Annotated in this window: 13 protein-coding genes; 6 read left to right on the plus strand and 7 right to left on the minus strand. The window is 62.8% G+C overall.

Translation table 11 applies throughout. The features are described 5' to 3' along the window. Positions 1-29 precede the first annotated feature (29 nt). The 6 genes from ASD58_RS11860 to ASD58_RS11885 all read right to left on the minus strand — a co-directional run bounded on the left by ASD58_RS11860 (position 30) and on the right by ASD58_RS11885 (position 8,373). Complete coding sequence (locus tag ASD58_RS11860) at positions 30-1,382, minus strand: MFS transporter (protein ID WP_057261380.1); 1,353 nt, start codon at positions 1,380-1,382, stop codon at positions 30-32. After that, positions 1,379-2,335, minus strand: a complete 957-nt coding sequence (locus tag ASD58_RS11865) for a PfkB family carbohydrate kinase (protein WP_057261381.1) — start codon at positions 2,333-2,335, stop codon at positions 1,379-1,381. The genes ASD58_RS11860 and ASD58_RS11865 overlap by 4 nt, the downstream gene beginning before the upstream one ends. Positions 2,336-2,341: 6 nt before the next feature. Continuing rightward, complete coding sequence (locus ASD58_RS11870; RefSeq protein ID WP_057261382.1) at positions 2,342-4,222, minus strand: alpha-amylase family glycosyl hydrolase; 1,881 nt, start codon at positions 4,220-4,222, stop codon at positions 2,342-2,344. A 13-nt stretch (positions 4,223-4,235) separates the two neighbouring features. Continuing rightward, complete coding sequence (locus ASD58_RS11875) at positions 4,236-6,563, minus strand: TonB-dependent siderophore receptor (protein ID WP_057261383.1); 2,328 nt, start codon at positions 6,561-6,563, stop codon at positions 4,236-4,238. A 161-nt stretch (positions 6,564-6,724) separates the two neighbouring features. Further along, positions 6,725-7,750, minus strand: coding sequence for a LacI family DNA-binding transcriptional regulator (locus tag ASD58_RS11880; RefSeq protein WP_057261384.1), 1,026 nt, complete (start codon positions 7,748-7,750; stop codon positions 6,725-6,727). 11 nt (positions 7,751-7,761) lie between these two features. Continuing rightward, positions 7,762-8,373 carry a glutathione S-transferase family protein gene (locus tag ASD58_RS11885; RefSeq protein ID WP_057261385.1) on the minus strand — a complete coding sequence of 204 codons (612 nt, stop codon included), beginning with the start codon at positions 8,371-8,373 and terminating at the stop codon, positions 7,762-7,764. A 135-nt stretch (positions 8,374-8,508) separates the two neighbouring features. Between ASD58_RS11885 and purB the strand changes: the two genes are divergently transcribed. From purB to ASD58_RS11905, 4 genes are all read left to right on the plus strand, one after another. Then, positions 8,509-9,882 (plus strand): adenylosuccinate lyase, encoded by a 1,374-nt coding sequence (gene purB, locus ASD58_RS11890; RefSeq protein WP_200951600.1) that lies wholly within the window; start codon positions 8,509-8,511, stop codon positions 9,880-9,882. 218 nt (positions 9,883-10,100) lie between these two features. Next, positions 10,101-10,625 (plus strand): cytochrome b, encoded by a 525-nt coding sequence (locus tag ASD58_RS11895; protein WP_057261386.1) that lies wholly within the window; start codon positions 10,101-10,103, stop codon positions 10,623-10,625. Positions 10,626-10,640: 15 nt separating this feature from the next. Next, on the plus strand, positions 10,641-11,186 hold the full coding sequence (locus tag ASD58_RS11900) for a YceI family protein (protein WP_057261387.1): 546 nt from the start codon (positions 10,641-10,643) through the stop codon (positions 11,184-11,186). A gap of 15 nt (positions 11,187-11,201) precedes the next feature. After that, complete coding sequence (locus tag ASD58_RS11905) at positions 11,202-11,768, plus strand: YceI family protein (protein ID WP_057261388.1); 567 nt, start codon at positions 11,202-11,204, stop codon at positions 11,766-11,768. 20 nt (positions 11,769-11,788) lie between these two features. Here the strand turns inward: ASD58_RS11905 and ASD58_RS11910 are convergent, their stop codons facing one another. Further along, positions 11,789-12,886 carry a hypothetical protein gene (locus ASD58_RS11910; RefSeq protein ID WP_057261389.1) on the minus strand — a complete coding sequence of 366 codons (1,098 nt, stop codon included), beginning with the start codon at positions 12,884-12,886 and terminating at the stop codon, positions 11,789-11,791. Positions 12,887-13,017: 131 nt separating this feature from the next. Here ASD58_RS11910 and ASD58_RS11915 point away from each other — a divergent pair, with 131 nt between their 5' ends. Beyond that, on the plus strand, positions 13,018-13,287 hold the full coding sequence (locus ASD58_RS11915; RefSeq protein ID WP_055934298.1) for a GlsB/YeaQ/YmgE family stress response membrane protein: 270 nt from the start codon (positions 13,018-13,020) through the stop codon (positions 13,285-13,287). 224 nt (positions 13,288-13,511) lie between these two features. Next, positions 13,512-15,674 (plus strand): S46 family peptidase, encoded by a 2,163-nt coding sequence (locus ASD58_RS11920; protein ID WP_057261390.1) that lies wholly within the window; start codon positions 13,512-13,514, stop codon positions 15,672-15,674. Positions 15,675-15,682: the final 8 nt, after the last annotated feature.

The raw sequence follows: 15,682 nt of genomic DNA on the forward strand, positions 1-15,682 counted from the left end.
GCTGCCCTCCCCACGTTGATCGGCTCGGGCTATTTTACCAAAGCAGCCTCCTTGTGCGAGGCGTTATCGGACAGCGGTCGCACCGCGCGCAGCTTGACGAACAGCACTGCCACGGCAGCACACAGCAGCAGCGCGCCGGCCAGGCGCACCACGTTGCCTGGGTCGCCGTGCAGCAAGCTGCGGTAAAACAGTGGCAAGGTGAAAATCTGGATGATCATCGGAATCACAATGAACATATTGAAGATGCCCATGTAGACGCCGGTGCGCTCTGGAGGAATGCTGCCGGCCAACATCACATACGGATTACCCATGATGCTGGCCCAGGCCAGGCCGATGCCCAGCATCGGCCATAGCAGGTGCAGCGGTTCGCGGATCAGCGGGATGCACAGCATGCCGGCGCCGGCAGCAGCCAGGCAGATGCTGTGGGTGATTTTCGGGCCGAAGCGGCGCGTGAACGGCACAAGCGCGAAGGCGGCGAGAAAGGCGACAAAGTTGTAGAAGGCGCCCACCTGTCCATTCAGCAGTCCCGCCTCGCGGAAGCCGGCCGAGGCAGGGTCGGAAGTCTTGTAAATCGACGATGCCAGCGCCAGCATGATGTACTGCCAGTAGCAGAACATGGCATACCACTGGAACAGCTTGACCACCGCCAGTTGCTTCATGGTCGGCGGCATGTCGCGCAGTGCATCGGCAATTTCCCGCAGGGTGTGGCGCCAGCCAGCCGGTTTGGCGCGCAGTTCCGCTTCTTCCTTCGGCGACAGCGGCAGCTCGGGCGTAGTCCAGCAGCTCCACAGCACCGAGGCGATCGAAAATACGGCGCCCAGCAGGAAGGCGCCGATCACGGTGTAGGGAATGTGATGGCTGTTGACGGCATCGCGGCTGGTGCCAAGGTAAACCAGGATCGAAGGCGTAAGGTAGGCCAGCGTCTGCCCCAGTCCTGTGAAAGCGCTCTGGGTCAGGAAGCCCAGCGAATGCTGGCGCACAGCCAGACGGTCGCTGACGTAGGCGCGGTATGGCTCCATTGTGACGTTATTGGCAGCGTCGAGGATCCACAGCAGGCCGGCTGCCATCCACAGCACAGGGCTGAAAGGCATGGCCAGCAGACCCAGGCTGCAAATCAGGGCGCCAATCAGGAAGTACGGTGTGCGGCGCCCCCAGCGCGTGACGGTGCGGTCGCTCAATGCACCGATGATGGGCTGCACCAGCAGGCCAGTGACGGGACCGGCCAGCCACAGGTAAGGCAGGCTGGCTTCATCGGCTCCCAGGTATTTGTAGATCGGGCTCATGCTGCTCTGCTGCAGCCCAAAGCTGAACTGGATGCCGAAGAAGCCGATGTTCATGTTGACGATCTGCCGGAACGACAGATGCGGTTTTTGCTGCATCATCGTGTGGCTCCTTCCGCTGCGGCCTGCCAGCGCTGGGTCCATGGTTCGTAAAACGCCAGGTCTTGCGGCACGGCGCCGGACAGGCTGCACACGGCGCCGGCGAAGGCGTTGGCGCGCGCCATGGTCAGCGCCAGGTCCCAGCCTTGCACATGACCGTGCAGGAAAACAGCGGAGAAGGCGTCGCCGGCACCGACCGTGTCGACCAGCTTGTAGGGCTCTTCATTGCCATGTTCGCGGATCACGCGGCCGCCTGCATCAATATACATCGCGCCGCGGGGGCCAAGGGTGAGCACCATCGCCTGCAGGTTGAATTTTTCGATCAGCAGCGAGCAGGCCGGCGGCAGCTCGGGGTCGTGGGCGCGCACCAGCCGCGGGCCGCCTGGCGCGTACCAAGACAGCAGGGCCGCCAGTTCGTCCTCGTTGACCTTCAGGATATCGGCATGGCGCAAGGATTCATAGACGCTGCGCTCGGTGTATTGGCCTTCGCGCAAGTTCAGGTCGAGGTAGCGGGTGGCCTGGCTGGACTCCAGCAGCTCGATCAGCGCAGTGCGCGAGGTCAGGTGGCGCTGGGCCAGCGTGCCGAAATACAGTACTTGCGGCCGCGCCGGTTCGAAGGCGGCGCGTGCGGATGCGGCTTCGATATGGTCATAGGCCTGGTCCGGCAGGATGTGGAAGGCATGGCCTTGCAGGCCGCGTTCCACCACCACGCGGCCGGTGGGCCAGGCAGGATCGGTTTGCAGGCCCCATTGCGGCATGCCGTAGCGCTCGAATTCCGCACGCACGGCGGCGCCGTTGGCGTCCTGGCCGATGCGGGTGATCATCAGTGCCGGCGTGCCAAGGGCTGCCAGGTTGCGCGCTGCATTGAAAGGCGCGCCGCCCACTACCTGTTCGCTGCCGAAATCATCGACGAGGGCTTCGCCGAACATTGCCACACACATGGCTGTCTCCATCATTTTTTTTCAGTTATCGCGCTCGAGCCAATGCATGGCCCATGGCGCCAAGGTGATTTCCCCGGAAAGTCCGCGGCGCTCGATGGCGTCGGTCCATTGGCCTTGCAGCGGGAACTGCTGCGACATGCCCGAGAAATTGTATAGCGCCAGGAATGCCTCGCCGCGCTGCAGCGCCAGCACTGCCGGTGCTGCTGGCAGTAGCGAACGCGGCTCGCCCGCCGCCAATGCCGGGAGGCGCTGGCGGGCTGCAACCAGGGCGCGCAGGGCGGCATAGACGCGGCCTGCCTGCGTGCTACTGTCGTGGCGCTGGGCGAAGCGCTGCTCGTCCAGCAGGGGACGCTGCAGCCAGCGGCTGTCCATCGCGCGGTCCGGGCGCTGGCGGAAGCTGTAATCGTTGGCCTGGCCAAGCTCGTCGCCCATGTATAGCACCGGCAGCGCGCCAAAGCCGAGCACCAGGCCATGCAGCAGCAACAGGCGGCGCATGGCCAGCGCTTCGGCGTCCGAATCGGCACCGCTGATGGCCGCGCTGCCGGTATCCTCGAGTCCGACCAGGCTGGCGGCCATGCCGTTGCTGCCATGCGCGGCGTGCGGGTCGCTGCTTTGGAACGCTTCGCCGCGGGCAAAGCTGCCCTCGCCGCCCGCGAAAAAGCGCGAGATGGCCGCAAGGCGCGCCTGGGGATCGTGGTCTCCTTCAGCGGCTTCCGCACGCAGCACGTTCCAGCCGATATCGTCATGGCAGCGCACATAACTGAGCCAGCTTGCGTGCGGCGGCAACGGCGGCGTGCCGGCGACCACGCTGCGCACCAGCCCTGCATCCTGCTCCGCCAGTGCGCCCCAAGCAGCGGCCATCAGGCTGCTGTGGTACGCGATATGGCATTCCGGCTGTGCGGGCTGGCCGAAGTACGCCGGCAGTTCGCGCATCGGCACGATGGCCTCCGCCTTCAACAGTACGCCCGGCGCGGCGATGGAGGCCAGCGCACGCATGGCCTGCAGGATCAGGTGCGCTTCCGGCTGGTTCATGCAGTTCGTGCCCTCCCGCTTCCATAGGAATGCCGTGGAATCAAGGCGGAACACTTCAATGCCCCGGTTGGCCAGCCGCAGCAAGGTTGCAGCCATGGCGGCAAACACTTCCGGGTTCGACCAGTTCAAATCCCACTGGTAGGGATAGAAGGTGGTCCAGGCCCAGCCAGCCAGCGCCGGCACATGGGTGAAGTTGCCGGGAGCTGCTTGCGGAAACACCTGGCCCAGCGCGCGTTCGTAGGCATCTGGCTGCGAACGATCCGGGAACACGTGGAAGAACTGGCGCAGGCGCTCGTCGCCTTCGCGTGCACCGCGCGCCCAGGCATGATCGTCCGCCACATGGTTCAGGATGAAGTCAGCGCACAGGCTGATGCCGACGCTGCGCAAGTCGCCGGTCAGCGCCTCCAGGTCGGCATTGCTGCCGAAGCGCGGATCGACCTCCTCGAAGCTGGCGACCGCAAAGCCGCCATCATTCTCCCCTTCACGCATCTTGAGGAATGGCAGCAAGTGCAGGTAACGCACACCCAGTTCCTGCAGGTGCGGTATGCGCTTGGCGACGCCGCGCAGGTCGCCGCCAAACCGGTCGACGTAGCTGCAGTATCCAAGCATTTGCTGCCCGAGAAACCAGTCCGGCTGCGCAGCGCGCGCCGTGTCCAGCGCCGCCAGCGCCGGGCTGCGCGCTCCATGCAATTCGCCGATGGCGGACAACAGGCTGCCATACCATTGCTCGAAGCCGGGCGTGTCGCCGTACAGGCTATGCAGGCAACCGTGCAGCGCCGGGCCGTGCGCCGCATAGCGCCGCGCAGCTTCCGCACGGCGCGCCTCCGGCACGGCGTTGAGCAAATGGTGGATGGATGAAGACATCGGCATTGCGGTTTCCAAATCAGAAGGAGTAGTTCAGGCCCATCTTCACGGCACGGCCGCCGATCGAACGCGCGGCATGGCCGTCGCCTTCAACCTCGGTGTAGCCGATCTTGTTGAACAGGTTGTTGACGCTCAGCGACAGGCTCAGTTGGGAATTGAACTGGTAGCGCGCGAACAGGTTCACCGTGTGGAAGGCTGGCATGTCGATGGTGTTGGCATCGTCTGCCCAGGAGCGGCCGGTGCCGACCACGCTGCCGCCGACGGTCAGCGGACCGGCGTTGTAGCTCGGTGCAATCTGGTAGGTGATGCGGGCCTGGCGGCGCGGCGTGTGGCCGATGGTGGACTCCTGGCCGGCGGCGGCGCCCACGATCTCGGCATCGGTCCAGGTCAGGCCGCCGTTGATGCGGAAGTCGCCCAGGCTCCATGCGGCCTCCAGCTCGGCGCCCTTGGCGTCGTAGCGGTTGGCCGTACTGATCTGGGTCGTCGCCTCGAAGTTCGATTCGTTGGTCTTGGCGCGGAACAGGGTCAAGAACGCGCTGGTGCTGCCGGAGCGCCATTTCACCCCGCCCTCCACCTGGCGCACGGTATTGATATTGATTGGCGCGCTGCCATCGAGCGGAGTGCCGAACAGGATGCGGTCGGCATTGAAGGCCACGCCATCGCTGACGCGGGCAAACAACGCCAGGTCGCGACTGAGCTGGTAATTGCCGCCCACCGAATATGAAGTGTGATGGATCTTGTAGTCGACCAGTTGCTCGTTGGCCGCCTCGTAGACCAGGCCATTGGTGGCGATATTGGCGCTGCCATTGGCACGCTGGCGGTCCTGACGCACGCTGGCGTCAAAGTTAAGCGGCCCTTTTTCCCAGCCTACGTTCAGGTAGGGCGAGAGCAGCTTGTATTCCATGTCCACGGCCCGCATGCAGCAGCCGCCAAATGCCGGGCCGACAAAGCCTGGCGTAGCCGATGCGGTCTGCAGCAAGGCAGGCTTGTCGCCGGTGAGCTGCATCAGGTATTCGTTGAAGTTCCAGGTCAGGCCCAGTTTCTGCAGCGAGGTGTACAAACCGCCGGTGGCGGTCAGCTTGCCGCCATTGATGACGAAGGTCTTGGCCAGCTTCAGGTCGTTCAGGGTATTGTCGGCATTGTCGATCGAGGTGTTGAACACCACGGCAGAGAAAGCCATGCCGTTGTAGGCCGCGCCCTTGTCCGGGCCGGTGGCGATCACGTAATTGCCGGCCACGCCATTATTGGCGGGGAAGATACCGAGGAAGCGGCCGCTGTTGTTCGACTTGCGGAAGCTGTCACTGAGCGTAATGCCATTGCCAAGGTCGAAGGAAGCTGCAATGCCGAAGGTGTCGCTCTTCACGCGCAGGCCGTCGTTGACGTTGCTGGATGCCTTGCCGTTATCCTTGGTCAGCGAAACATCGCGCGTCCAGTAAGGTGAGTAGAAGGTAGTATCGCGCGGGTCGATGCCGGGGATTTCACTGATATGGCCATTGGTGACGCGCACCGGTACCGGCAGTGCGGTGGGTGCCTTGTCGTCCAGGTGCTTGAAGGACAGCCTGATCCAGCCGTTCGCCAATTCCTGCGTGATGTTGCCGCGAATTTGGCCGCCTTCCTGCGTGTTCATCCCAGTGTTGCGCTGGCCTTCGCCCGTGCGGTAATGGCCGCCGATAAAGAAGCGGGTCTTGTCGGCCAGGCGCCCCCCGTAATCGAAGTCGTAGCGGGTTTCATCGTAGCCCAGGCCGCGCTGGATGCCGATATTGCCGCCCTGTTGCTCACCTGTCTTGCTGATGAAGTTGATGATGCCGCCCGGCGAATTGGTAGCCAGGGTGGAGGCGGAACCGCCGCGCACCACTTCCAGGTGATCCAGCGATCCATCGATCTTCACGTAGCTGTCCGGCGTGATGAAGTTGAAATCGCCCGATTGCAGCACGGGCAAGCCGTCTTCCTGCATCTGCACGTAACGCGCACCGCCGGCCGAAATCGGCACGCCGCGCACGGTGATGTTGGCATTGCCCTCGCCGCCCGAGGATTCGGCGCGCACGCCAGGCACAGAGCGCAGCACTTCGGCGGCGCTGGTTGGGGCGGACAGCGAAATGGCTTCCGACTCCATGGTGCTGACCGAGACGCTGGAGCGCATCTTGGAGCTGCGGCTGGCGGTGCCGGTGACCACCACGCGTTCGAGTTTCAGGCCATCGGCCGGTGCTGCGGCTGTTTCGGCTGGCACGGCAGCCTGGCCGCCGGCCGTTGCGGGTTGCGGGGTGGCTTCCTGGGCGAATGCAGGTTGGGCGAATGCAGCAGCGATGGCAGCAGCCATGCAGCCACGCTGGGCTGTACGTAAAACCATTGTCTCCTCCGTTGATCGGGCTTATTCATCGGCCTTTGGCCGCGTCTGTTTATCTGCAGATGCCTCATTATTCATCAGCTTTTGGCAAATTGCAATCGATTGCAAAGATTATTTGCAAAACCTGTTCGCACCAGCGTCGCGTCAAATGCAAACGGTTGCAATCAACGCGAACTGGCGCGCTGGATCAGGGAGGTAGGAAGTTCGACCGAGCGGGCCGCCTGGCCCTCGGTCTGCGCCAGCAGGGCCGCCACCATGGCGCGCCCCGCTTCCTGCACGGGCTGACGCACCGTGGTCAGGGGCGGATGGAAATAGGAAGATAGTTCGATATCGTCATAGCCGACGACAGCCACTTCGCCCGGCACCGAGCGGCCTTGCTCGCGCAAGGCATTGATGGTCATCATTCCCAGCAAGTCGGAGCAGGCAAACACCGCGTCATACCGCACGCCGCGCCGCGCCAGTTCGGCCACTGCCTCGCGCCCTCCCTCCGGCAGGAAGGAAGCGGCGACGCACAGCCCGGGATCGACTGCGATGCCTGCCGCCTGCAGGGCCGCGCAATAGCCGCGGTAGCGTTGTTCGACCTCCGGCAGGCGCGTGTCGCCGAAGAAGGCGATACGGCGCCGGCCCTCGGCCAGCAAATGCCCGGCAGCCAGGCGGCCACCGCTCAGGTTATCGCCGCCCACAGTGCAGTAAAGCTGCTGCGGCATTTGCGCGCCCCACACCACCAGCGGCACATGGCGCGCCGCCATTTCGTTCAACTGGTCGTGATGGCCCCACTGGCCGATCAGGATGATGCCGATCACACGGCCGGTATCGAACGGCGTGGCGGCGGAATCGAGCTGCTCCGCATCGACGCGCGACAGCAGCATGTCGAAGCCCTGCTCCGTCAGCGCATCGGCCAGGGAACCGATCATCGACAGGAAGAAGGGATCGGACAGGCTTTGGTGCACTTTGGCGTCGGACGGCACCACCACTGCCACCGAGCGGTTCTGCTTCAGCCGCAGGTTCTGTGCGCCGACGTTGATGGTGTACTTGAGCGAACGCGCCAGCTCCATGATGCGGGTGCGCGTTTCCTCGTTGACCAGCTTACTGCCGGCCAGCGCGCGCGACACGGTAGAGGTGGACACGCCCGCCAGGCGGGCGATGTCCGCCATCTGCAGGCGTTCCTGGGACGGTGGCTTGGCTGCCATGCGGGGCGGCGTTACGCCTGGGGGACGGTGTCTTTGAAGGATGGGCGCTCGGACAGCTTGTCGAACAGGCGGCCCAGGTTAGGGTGCTTGCCGCGCCAGTCGATTTCCGGGAAGCGGAAGCTCAGCCAGCCCAGGCAGCAGCCCACTGCGACGTCGGCCAGCGAGTAATGGTTGCCGGCACACCATGCGTCGTCGTCCAGCCGCTCGGACATCGACGCCAGGCCCAGTTCAACCTTTTGCATCTGGCGCGCGATCCATTCTTCGCTCTGCTTTTCCTTTGGACGCTGGTTGCGTTCCAGGCGCATCAGCACAGCGGCATCCAGCACGCCGTCGGCCAGGGCCTCCCAGCACTTGATGTTGGCGCGCTCGCGGCCATTCGGCGGCAGCAGCTTGGACACCGGCGACACCGAATCCAGGTACTCGACGATCACGCGCGAATCCTGCATGGCATAGCCGTCTTCCATGACCAGGCATGGCACTTTGCCAAGCGGATTCAGTTTCTGGATGGTGGTGTCGGGCGCCCAGACGTTTTCCAGTTCCAGTTGATAGTCGAGTTTTTTTTCCGCCAGGACGACACGAACCTTGCGTACATAAGGGCTGGCGAGTGAACCGATTAGTTTCATAGATGCTGAAAGTGGAGAATTAGACAACAGTATAGCATCGCCCCCGGATAGCAGGCGCAGCGGAGTGGCGGCGGGAGCCGGGTGGCGGCCAATGGTAAAATCCTGTTTTTTCCCGCCTCCTCTCCCAGCATTATCATGACAACTCCTTACTCCACCCTGTCGGCCCTGTCCCCGCTGGACGGCCGTTATGCTTCGAAAACCGACAAGCTGCGCCCGATCCTGTCCGAATCCGGCTTCATGCACCACCGTGTGAAGGTCGAAATCGCGTGGCTGCAGGCGCTGTCCCTGGCTGGTTTCGCCGAAATCAAGCCATTCTCCGCTGCCGGCACCGCCCTGCTGGACAAGCTGGCTGTCGAGTTCACCGAAGCCGACGCCGCCCGCATCAAGGAAATCGAAGCCGTCACCAACCATGACGTGAAGGCTGTGGAGTACTGGCTGAAGGAAAAAGTAAAGGACGTGCCTGAACTGGTGGCCGCCTCCGAGTTCATCCACTTTGCCTGCACCTCGGAAGACATCAACAACACCTCGCACGGCATGATGCTGAAGGCCGCCCGCGACGGCGTGATGGTGCCGGCCCTGAACGGCCTGGTTGCCCGCCTGAAGGAAATCGCCCACGCCAACGCCGAGCTGCCGATGCTGTCCCGTACCCACGGCCAGACCGCCAGCCCGACCACCCTGGGCAAGGAATTCGCCAACGTGATCGCCCGCCTGCAGCGTGCCATCGAGCGTATCGCGAAGGTGGAAATCCTGGGCAAGATGAACGGCGCCGTCGGTAACTACAACGCCCACCTGTCGGCCTACCCATCGTTCGACTGGCCTGCGTTCTCCAAGAACGTGATCGAGCAGCGACTGGGCCTGGTGTTCAACCCATACACCATCCAGATCGAACCGCACGACTACATGGCCGAGCTGTTCGACGCATTCGCCCGCGCCAACACCATCCTGCTGGACCTGAACCGCGATATCTGGACTTATGTGTCGCTGGGCTACTTCAAGCAGAAGCTGAAGGCCGGCGAAATCGGCTCGTCCACCATGCCGCACAAGGTCAACCCGATCGACTTCGAAAACTCGGAAGGCAACCTGGGCCTGGCCAATGCGGTGCTGAAGCACCTGTCCGAAAAGCTGCCGGTATCGCGCATGCAGCGCGACCTGACCGATTCGACCGTGCTGCGCAATATCGGCGTTGGTTTCGGTTATACCCTGCTGGCTTACGACTCCTGCCTGCGCGGCCTGAACAAGCTGGAAGTCAATCCTGCCCGCCTGGAAGCGGACCTGGATGCGTCGTGGGAAGTGCTGGCGGAGCCGGTGCAGACCGTGATGCGCCGCTACGGCATTGAGAATCCGTATGAGCAGTTGAAGGAACTGACTCGCGGCAAGGGCATTACCAAGGAAGCGCTGCGCGAGTTCATTGGCGGGCTGGCGATTCCGCAGGAAGCCAAGGATCAGCTGCTGGCGATGACGCCTGCTAACTACACCGGTATCGCTGCTTCCCTGGCTAAAGCCATCTGAAACCGGTAAACCCGGGTCTGACCCGCAGGGTCAGACCCGGAATGATCTCGCGGCCGCGGGGTTGGTTGTGGGTCCGCGGCCGTTGCGCTGGCGGGGTCTGACCCTGTGGGTCAGACCCCGGTTTACCGGTTTTAACCCAGCATTTAAGCAAGCTGTAAGCAAGTTCCGTTACCCTCTGGTATATTAGTTCTAACACGTACTATTTACCAAAGGTCACAATGGAACGCTATTCCCGAACCGCTATCGCGCTGCACTGGCTGATCGCCCTGCTGATCGTAGCCGCGTTCATCCTCGGCCTGGTGATGACCGACATCCCTGGCCTGACCCCGACCAAGCTCAAATACTATTCCTGGCACAAGTGGATGGGCGTCACCGTGCTAGCCCTGGCCGCCGGCCGCCTGCTGTGGCGCCTGAAGCAAAAGCCGCCCGCGCTGCCCGTCTCCATGACCCAGGGCCAGAAGAAAGCCGCCGAAGCCGGCCACTGGTTCCTCTACTTCCTGATGTTCGCCGTGCCGATTTCCGGCTACCTGTACACCACCGCTGCCGGCGTACCAGTGGTCTACCTCGGCCTGTTCAAGATTCCGTCCCTTTTTGAAGCCAGCCCGGCCCTCAAGGAAATCCTGAAACCGGTACATTACTGGCTGAACATGCTGCTCGCCGCCGTCGTCATCGGCCACATTGCGGCAGCGCTGAAACACCAATTCATCGACAAGGACGGCTTGCTCAAGCGCATGCTGCCATAACCTGGAGCCACACCCATGAAGAAAAGCGTATTACTGGCCGCCTTGCTGGCCGTGGCGGCTGCAGCCAGCGCCGCCGTCCTGAAAGCCGATCCTGCCAAGAGCAGCGTGTCGGCCGTGTTCAAGCAAATGAACGTACCGATCGAATCGAAGTTCAAGAAACACAATATTGTCATCGACTACAACGCTGCCGCGCCTGACACCTCCAAAGCCACGGTAGAAATCGAGACCGCCAGCCTGGACCTGGGCGAAGCCGATATGAATGCCGAAGTGGCCAAGAAAGACTGGTTCAACTCCGCCCAGTTCCCGAAAGCCACTTTCGTCTCGACCGCGATCAAGAGCGCCGGCCCGGGCAAGCTCAACGTCAGCGGCAAGCTGACCATCAAGGGCAAGGCTGCCGATGTCACGTTCCCGATCACCGTCAAAGCCGACGGCAACAAGCAAATCTTCGACGGCGCACTGCCGATCAAGCGCCTGGCCTTCAACGTCGGTGAAGGCGAATGGAAAGATACCGGCATGGTCGCTGATGAGGTGACCATCAAGTTCCACGTAGTAGCTCAATAAACCCCTGGAGACACCATGAAACTGAAGTTCCTGACCGCCGCGCTGCTGGCCGTATCCGCTGTTGCCGGCAACGCCGCCACCTACAACATCGACCCGACCCACACCTTCCCAAGCTTCGAAGCCGACCACATGGGCATGTCGGTATGGCGCGGCAAGTTCGACAAGACCAGCGGCACCATCCAGATGGACGTCGCCGCCAAGACCGGCAGCATGGACATCACCATCGATGCCGCATCGATCGACTTCGGCCTGGACAAGATGAACACCCACGCCAAGTCGCCCGACATGTTCAACGTCGAGAAATTCCCGACCGTGACCTACAAGGGCAAGAACTTCAAGTTCGAAGGCGAGCAACTGGTGGCCGTGGAAGGCGAGCTGACCATGCTGGGCGTGACCAAGCCGGTCACCCTGAAGGTCAACAAGTTCAAGTGCATCATGCACCCACGCTACAAGCGCGAAGTGTGCGGCGCCGACGCTTCGGCTGAATTCAAGCGCACCGACTTCGGCCTGAACTACGCCACCCCTGCCTTCGCTCCCGAAGTGAAGCTGGCAATCCAGGTCGAAGCCATCAAGGCCGACTAACACTCCAGCCCGTGCGGCTGTTACGGCAATTCACGCTCGTAAGCCGCACGCACCGCATCTTTCGCATGCTCCCATGCCATGCGTGATTTGCCCTTCACCGTTTCCCAATCCTGCTCAAGCTGGTCCTTCAGCTCTTCCCACGTGCCGCGATAACGCTGGCGCGCGGTGTAGCCGAGCATATAGGCCGGCTCGTAATCGTCGTAGTCGAAGGTCGGGTTGAAGTAGGCCTCGTTGCGGTAATGGTCCTGCCAGTAGACCCGCTCTTCGCTCGGGTTGAGCAGGGTGCCGATGCCCTGGCCCGCCATGCCGCCTGCCAGTGCGCCGATGGCGCCCCCAGCGGCCATGCCGATCGGACCGGCTGCCGCGCCAGCCGCGATACCGGCTGCAGCACCGCCGCCCGCGCCGACACCAGTGGCCAGGTTGTGGTCGTCTTCATCGTCCTCCAGTTTCGGGTTGACGATTTCCGCCGTCCCCTTGCCAACGAAGGCGCCCGCCACGCCGCCGATCACGGCGCCGGCCACCATGCCAGGCAGGCCAGCCGGTGAACCGGCAGCAGCGCCAGCCAGCGCACCGCCGGTGGTGCCGACGCCAACGCCAACCACGTGCTCGCCTTCGCTCTCTTTCCAGGCGCTCTCGATGTCGGCCGCGTCGACCGAATCGCGGGTATTCACACCCATCAGGATGCCGCCGGAGCGGATACCTTCCTCATAATGCTTGAGGCGTTCTTCCGGAATGCCGGCACCAATCAGGGCGCCCACCAGGCCCCCTGCCACGCCGCCTGCGCCGGCACCAGCCAGCGCGGCCGCCAGCGGACCAGCCACCACAATGCCAAGGCCCGGCAGCACCAGGGTGGTGCCCATCGCCGCCACGGCAGCGAGGGCAGCGCCGATCGCACCGCCAACACTGGCGCCAATGCCGGCACCTTCCCCTGCTTTCGAACCCAGTTCCGTCTCCGCCTGGCCGCTGAAATAGCGCTGGCGGGTAGCGTCGCTCATGACGACGTTGATGTCGTCCTTGCCGTAACCGCGAGAGGTGGCGTGCTGCCAGGCACGCTCGGCACTGTTGCGATCACGAAACAGGCCGGTCACCATACGGGATTGCTTGTCTGCAGTGTTCATGGGAATTCCCCCTTTTTGCATGAGTCCCGGACACGATAGGCTGCGGCGTCTTCCAAATCTGTACGTTCGCGCACGGAATATGGGCCCGCATGTGTCCTACACTGGAATCATCAACAATAAAGGGGGCGGATATGAACTTCATTATCTGGATTGTGATTGGCGGCATCCTGGGCTGGCTGGCCAGCCTGGTCATGAAAACGGACGCGCAACAGGGCATGTTCCTCAACGTGGTGGTAGGTATCGTCGGCGCTCTCCTGGGCGGCTGGCTGCTGTCGCCGCTATTCGGGGCAGGCACCATCAATACGGACGATTTCAGCGTGCTGTCGCTGGCGGTGTCATTCCTCGGTGCGGTGATCCTGCTAGCGATCGTGAACCTGGTCTTCCGCGGACGCGTCAGGTAGTACGGCAAAGTTCCTCACAGGCCAGCGCTGCGGCGCTGGCTTTTTTTTCGCAGTCGCGGGACTTGGGGCGCACCTTATGCTGCAAAGCAACAGTTCCATCCACGCCCGAATTTTCTTCAGTTTTACGCCCCATTTTTGGTGTTGACGCCAGGCGCCGCCATGCCGATACTCTAGGTCGCCCGCGGCCCAGCCTCGCAGGCCACCACTACAACCATTTCAAGACCATGAAAAAATCTCTCCTCGCGCTCGCCGTCCTGAGCACCACCTCCGCAGCCTTCGCAGACGAAGGCATGTGGATGCCGCGGCAGCTGCCACAAGTAGCCAAGCAACTGAAGGCCGCCGGCCTGAAGCTGGACCCAGCCTCGCTGACCAAGCTGACCGAGTTCCCGATGAATGCCATCGTGAGCCTGGGCGGCTGCTCCGCATCGTTCGTGTCGCCGCAAGGCCTGGTCGTGACCAACCACCACTGCGTGTACAACAGCGTGGCGGTCAACTCCACCAAGGAACGAGACCTGCTGGCCAACGGCTTCGTGGCGCACAACTTCGGTGAAGAACTGCCGGCTGCACCGGGCAGCCGCGTGTACGTGACCAAGGAAGTGCTGAACGTCACCGACAAGATCATCACCCCGGAAGTGGCCAAGCTGCAGGGCAAGGCGCGCGTGGACGCGATCGAGAAGAACCAGAAGGCCTTGGTAGCCGAGTGCGAAAAAGATGAAGGCCACCGCTGCACCGTGTCGTCCTTCTACGGCGGCCTGGAGTTCTACCAGATCAAGCAACTGGAAATCCGCGACGTGCGCCTGGTGCATGCACCGGCCGCCGGCGTCGGCAAATTCGGCGGCGACACCGACAACTGGATGTGGCCACGCCACACCGGCGACTACGGCTTCTACCGCGCCTACGTCAGCAAGGACGGCAAGGCCGCCGACTACTCCAAGGACAACGTGCCTTACGAGCCCAAGTCGTTCCTGAAGCTGGCCAAGGAAGGCGTGAAGGAAGGCGACTTCGTGATGGTACTGGGCTACCCAGGCCGCACCAACCGCCACCGCCTGCCGTCCGAAGTGTCGAACACCTTCGGCTTTGAATACCCGGCCTTCATCCGGAACTCGAACGAGACCCTGGCCATCATCGACCGCGAAACCAAGGGTGACCGCGATGCGGCCCTGAAGGTGGCCGGCCGCGTAGCGGGCATCAACAACTACTACAAGAACCGCAAGGGCATGTTGAACAGCTACGAAGGCAGCGATGTCCTCGAGCGCAAGACCGCCGAACATGCAGCCCTGAAGGCCTGGGTGAATGCCGACGCCAAGCGCAAGGCCACCTTCGGCGCCGACCTGGAAGCCGTGGAAAAGCTGATCGCCCAGCGTGACGCCGAGAACAAGCGCGACTTCTTCTACGACCGCTCCTCGCCAGCCCTGCTGACCCAGGCGCGCGCCATGTACCGCCTGGCTAACGAAAGCACCAAGCCTAACGCCGACCGCAAGGCTGGCTACCAGGAACGCGACGTCAAGCGCATCGAGCAGGCCGTGAAAGGTGCCAACAAGACCTACGTGGCCAAGGTCGACAAGGCGATCGTGCTGAACAACCTGAAGCAATACAACGCGCAGCCAGCGGCTGAACACAATGCAGCGTTTGACTCGGTGCTGGGCATCAGGGCCGGCATGAGCGAAGCCGAACTGTCGGCGGCGCTGGACAAGCTGTACGCCGGCTCCAGGCTGGAAGACGGCGAGTTCCGCGCCTCATGGCTGGGCAAGAAGCCGGAAGACTTCAAAGCCAGCGACGACGCCTTCATCAAAGCAGCCGTGACCCTGTACGACGATGGCATGAAACAGGAAGCCGCCAACGAAGAACTGGGCGGCAAGATCCAGCAATCCTACGCGAACTACATGAAGGCCAAGATCGCCTTCATGAACTCGAAAGGCCAGGCGGTGTACCCTGACGCGAACAGCACCCTGCGTGTCACGTTCGGCAAGATCGCTTCGCGCGCAGAAGGCGCAGACGGCACCACCGGCTGGTCCGCCTTCACCACCGTGGCCGGCGTAAAAGCCAAGGCTACCGGCGAAGGCGAATTCAACGCCCCGCAAGCGCAGCTCGACGCGATCAACAAGAAGCAATTCGGCAAATACGTCGATCCTAAGCTGAAGACCGTGCCTGTGAACTTCCTGGCTACGCTGGACATCACCGGCGGCAACTCCGGTTCTGCCGCGCTGAACTCGAAAGCCGAGCTGGTAGGCCTGGCCTTCGACGGCACCCTGGACTCGATCATTTCCGACTGGGACTTCAACAAAGCCAAGACCCGCGACATCCAGGTCGACCTGCGCTACATGCTGTGGAACATGAAGTACATCGACAAGGCCGACAACCTGCTGAAGGAAATGAACGCCGAGTAAGCCTATGG

This window comes from Duganella sp. Root1480D1 (assembly GCF_001427305.1).
In the GTDB taxonomy this organism is placed as follows: Bacteria; Pseudomonadota; Gammaproteobacteria; order Burkholderiales; family Burkholderiaceae_D; genus Rugamonas.

Excerpts from the sequence above, each read along its gene's own strand:
- ASD58_RS11895 (WP_057261386.1), top strand. The coding sequence starts at position 10,101 with ATGGAACGCTATTCCCGAACCGCTATCGCGCTGCACTGGCTGATCGCC.
- ASD58_RS11915 (WP_055934298.1), top strand. The coding sequence starts at position 13,018 with ATGAACTTCATTATCTGGATTGTGATTGGCGGCATCCTGGGCTGGCTG.
- ASD58_RS11920 (WP_057261390.1), top strand. The coding sequence starts at position 13,512 with ATGAAAAAATCTCTCCTCGCGCTCGCCGTCCTGAGCACCACCTCCGCA.
- ASD58_RS11865 (WP_057261381.1), bottom strand. The coding sequence starts at position 2,335 with ATGATGGAGACAGCCATGTGTGTGGCAATGTTCGGCGAAGCCCTCGTC.
- purB (WP_200951600.1), top strand. The coding sequence starts at position 8,509 with ATGACAACTCCTTACTCCACCCTGTCGGCCCTGTCCCCGCTGGACGGC.
- ASD58_RS11885 (WP_057261385.1), bottom strand. The coding sequence starts at position 8,373 with ATGAAACTAATCGGTTCACTCGCCAGCCCTTATGTACGCAAGGTTCGT.
- ASD58_RS11905 (WP_057261388.1), top strand. The coding sequence starts at position 11,202 with ATGAAACTGAAGTTCCTGACCGCCGCGCTGCTGGCCGTATCCGCTGTT.
- ASD58_RS11880 (WP_057261384.1), bottom strand. The coding sequence starts at position 7,750 with ATGGCAGCCAAGCCACCGTCCCAGGAACGCCTGCAGATGGCGGACATC.
- ASD58_RS11900 (WP_057261387.1), top strand. The coding sequence starts at position 10,641 with ATGAAGAAAAGCGTATTACTGGCCGCCTTGCTGGCCGTGGCGGCTGCA.
- ASD58_RS11860 (WP_057261380.1), bottom strand. The coding sequence starts at position 1,382 with ATGATGCAGCAAAAACCGCATCTGTCGTTCCGGCAGATCGTCAACATG.
- ASD58_RS11910 (WP_057261389.1), bottom strand. The coding sequence starts at position 12,886 with ATGAACACTGCAGACAAGCAATCCCGTATGGTGACCGGCCTGTTTCGT.
- ASD58_RS11875 (WP_057261383.1), bottom strand. The coding sequence starts at position 6,563 with ATGGTTTTACGTACAGCCCAGCGTGGCTGCATGGCTGCTGCCATCGCT.
- ASD58_RS11870 (WP_057261382.1), bottom strand. The coding sequence starts at position 4,222 with ATGCCGATGTCTTCATCCATCCACCATTTGCTCAACGCCGTGCCGGAG.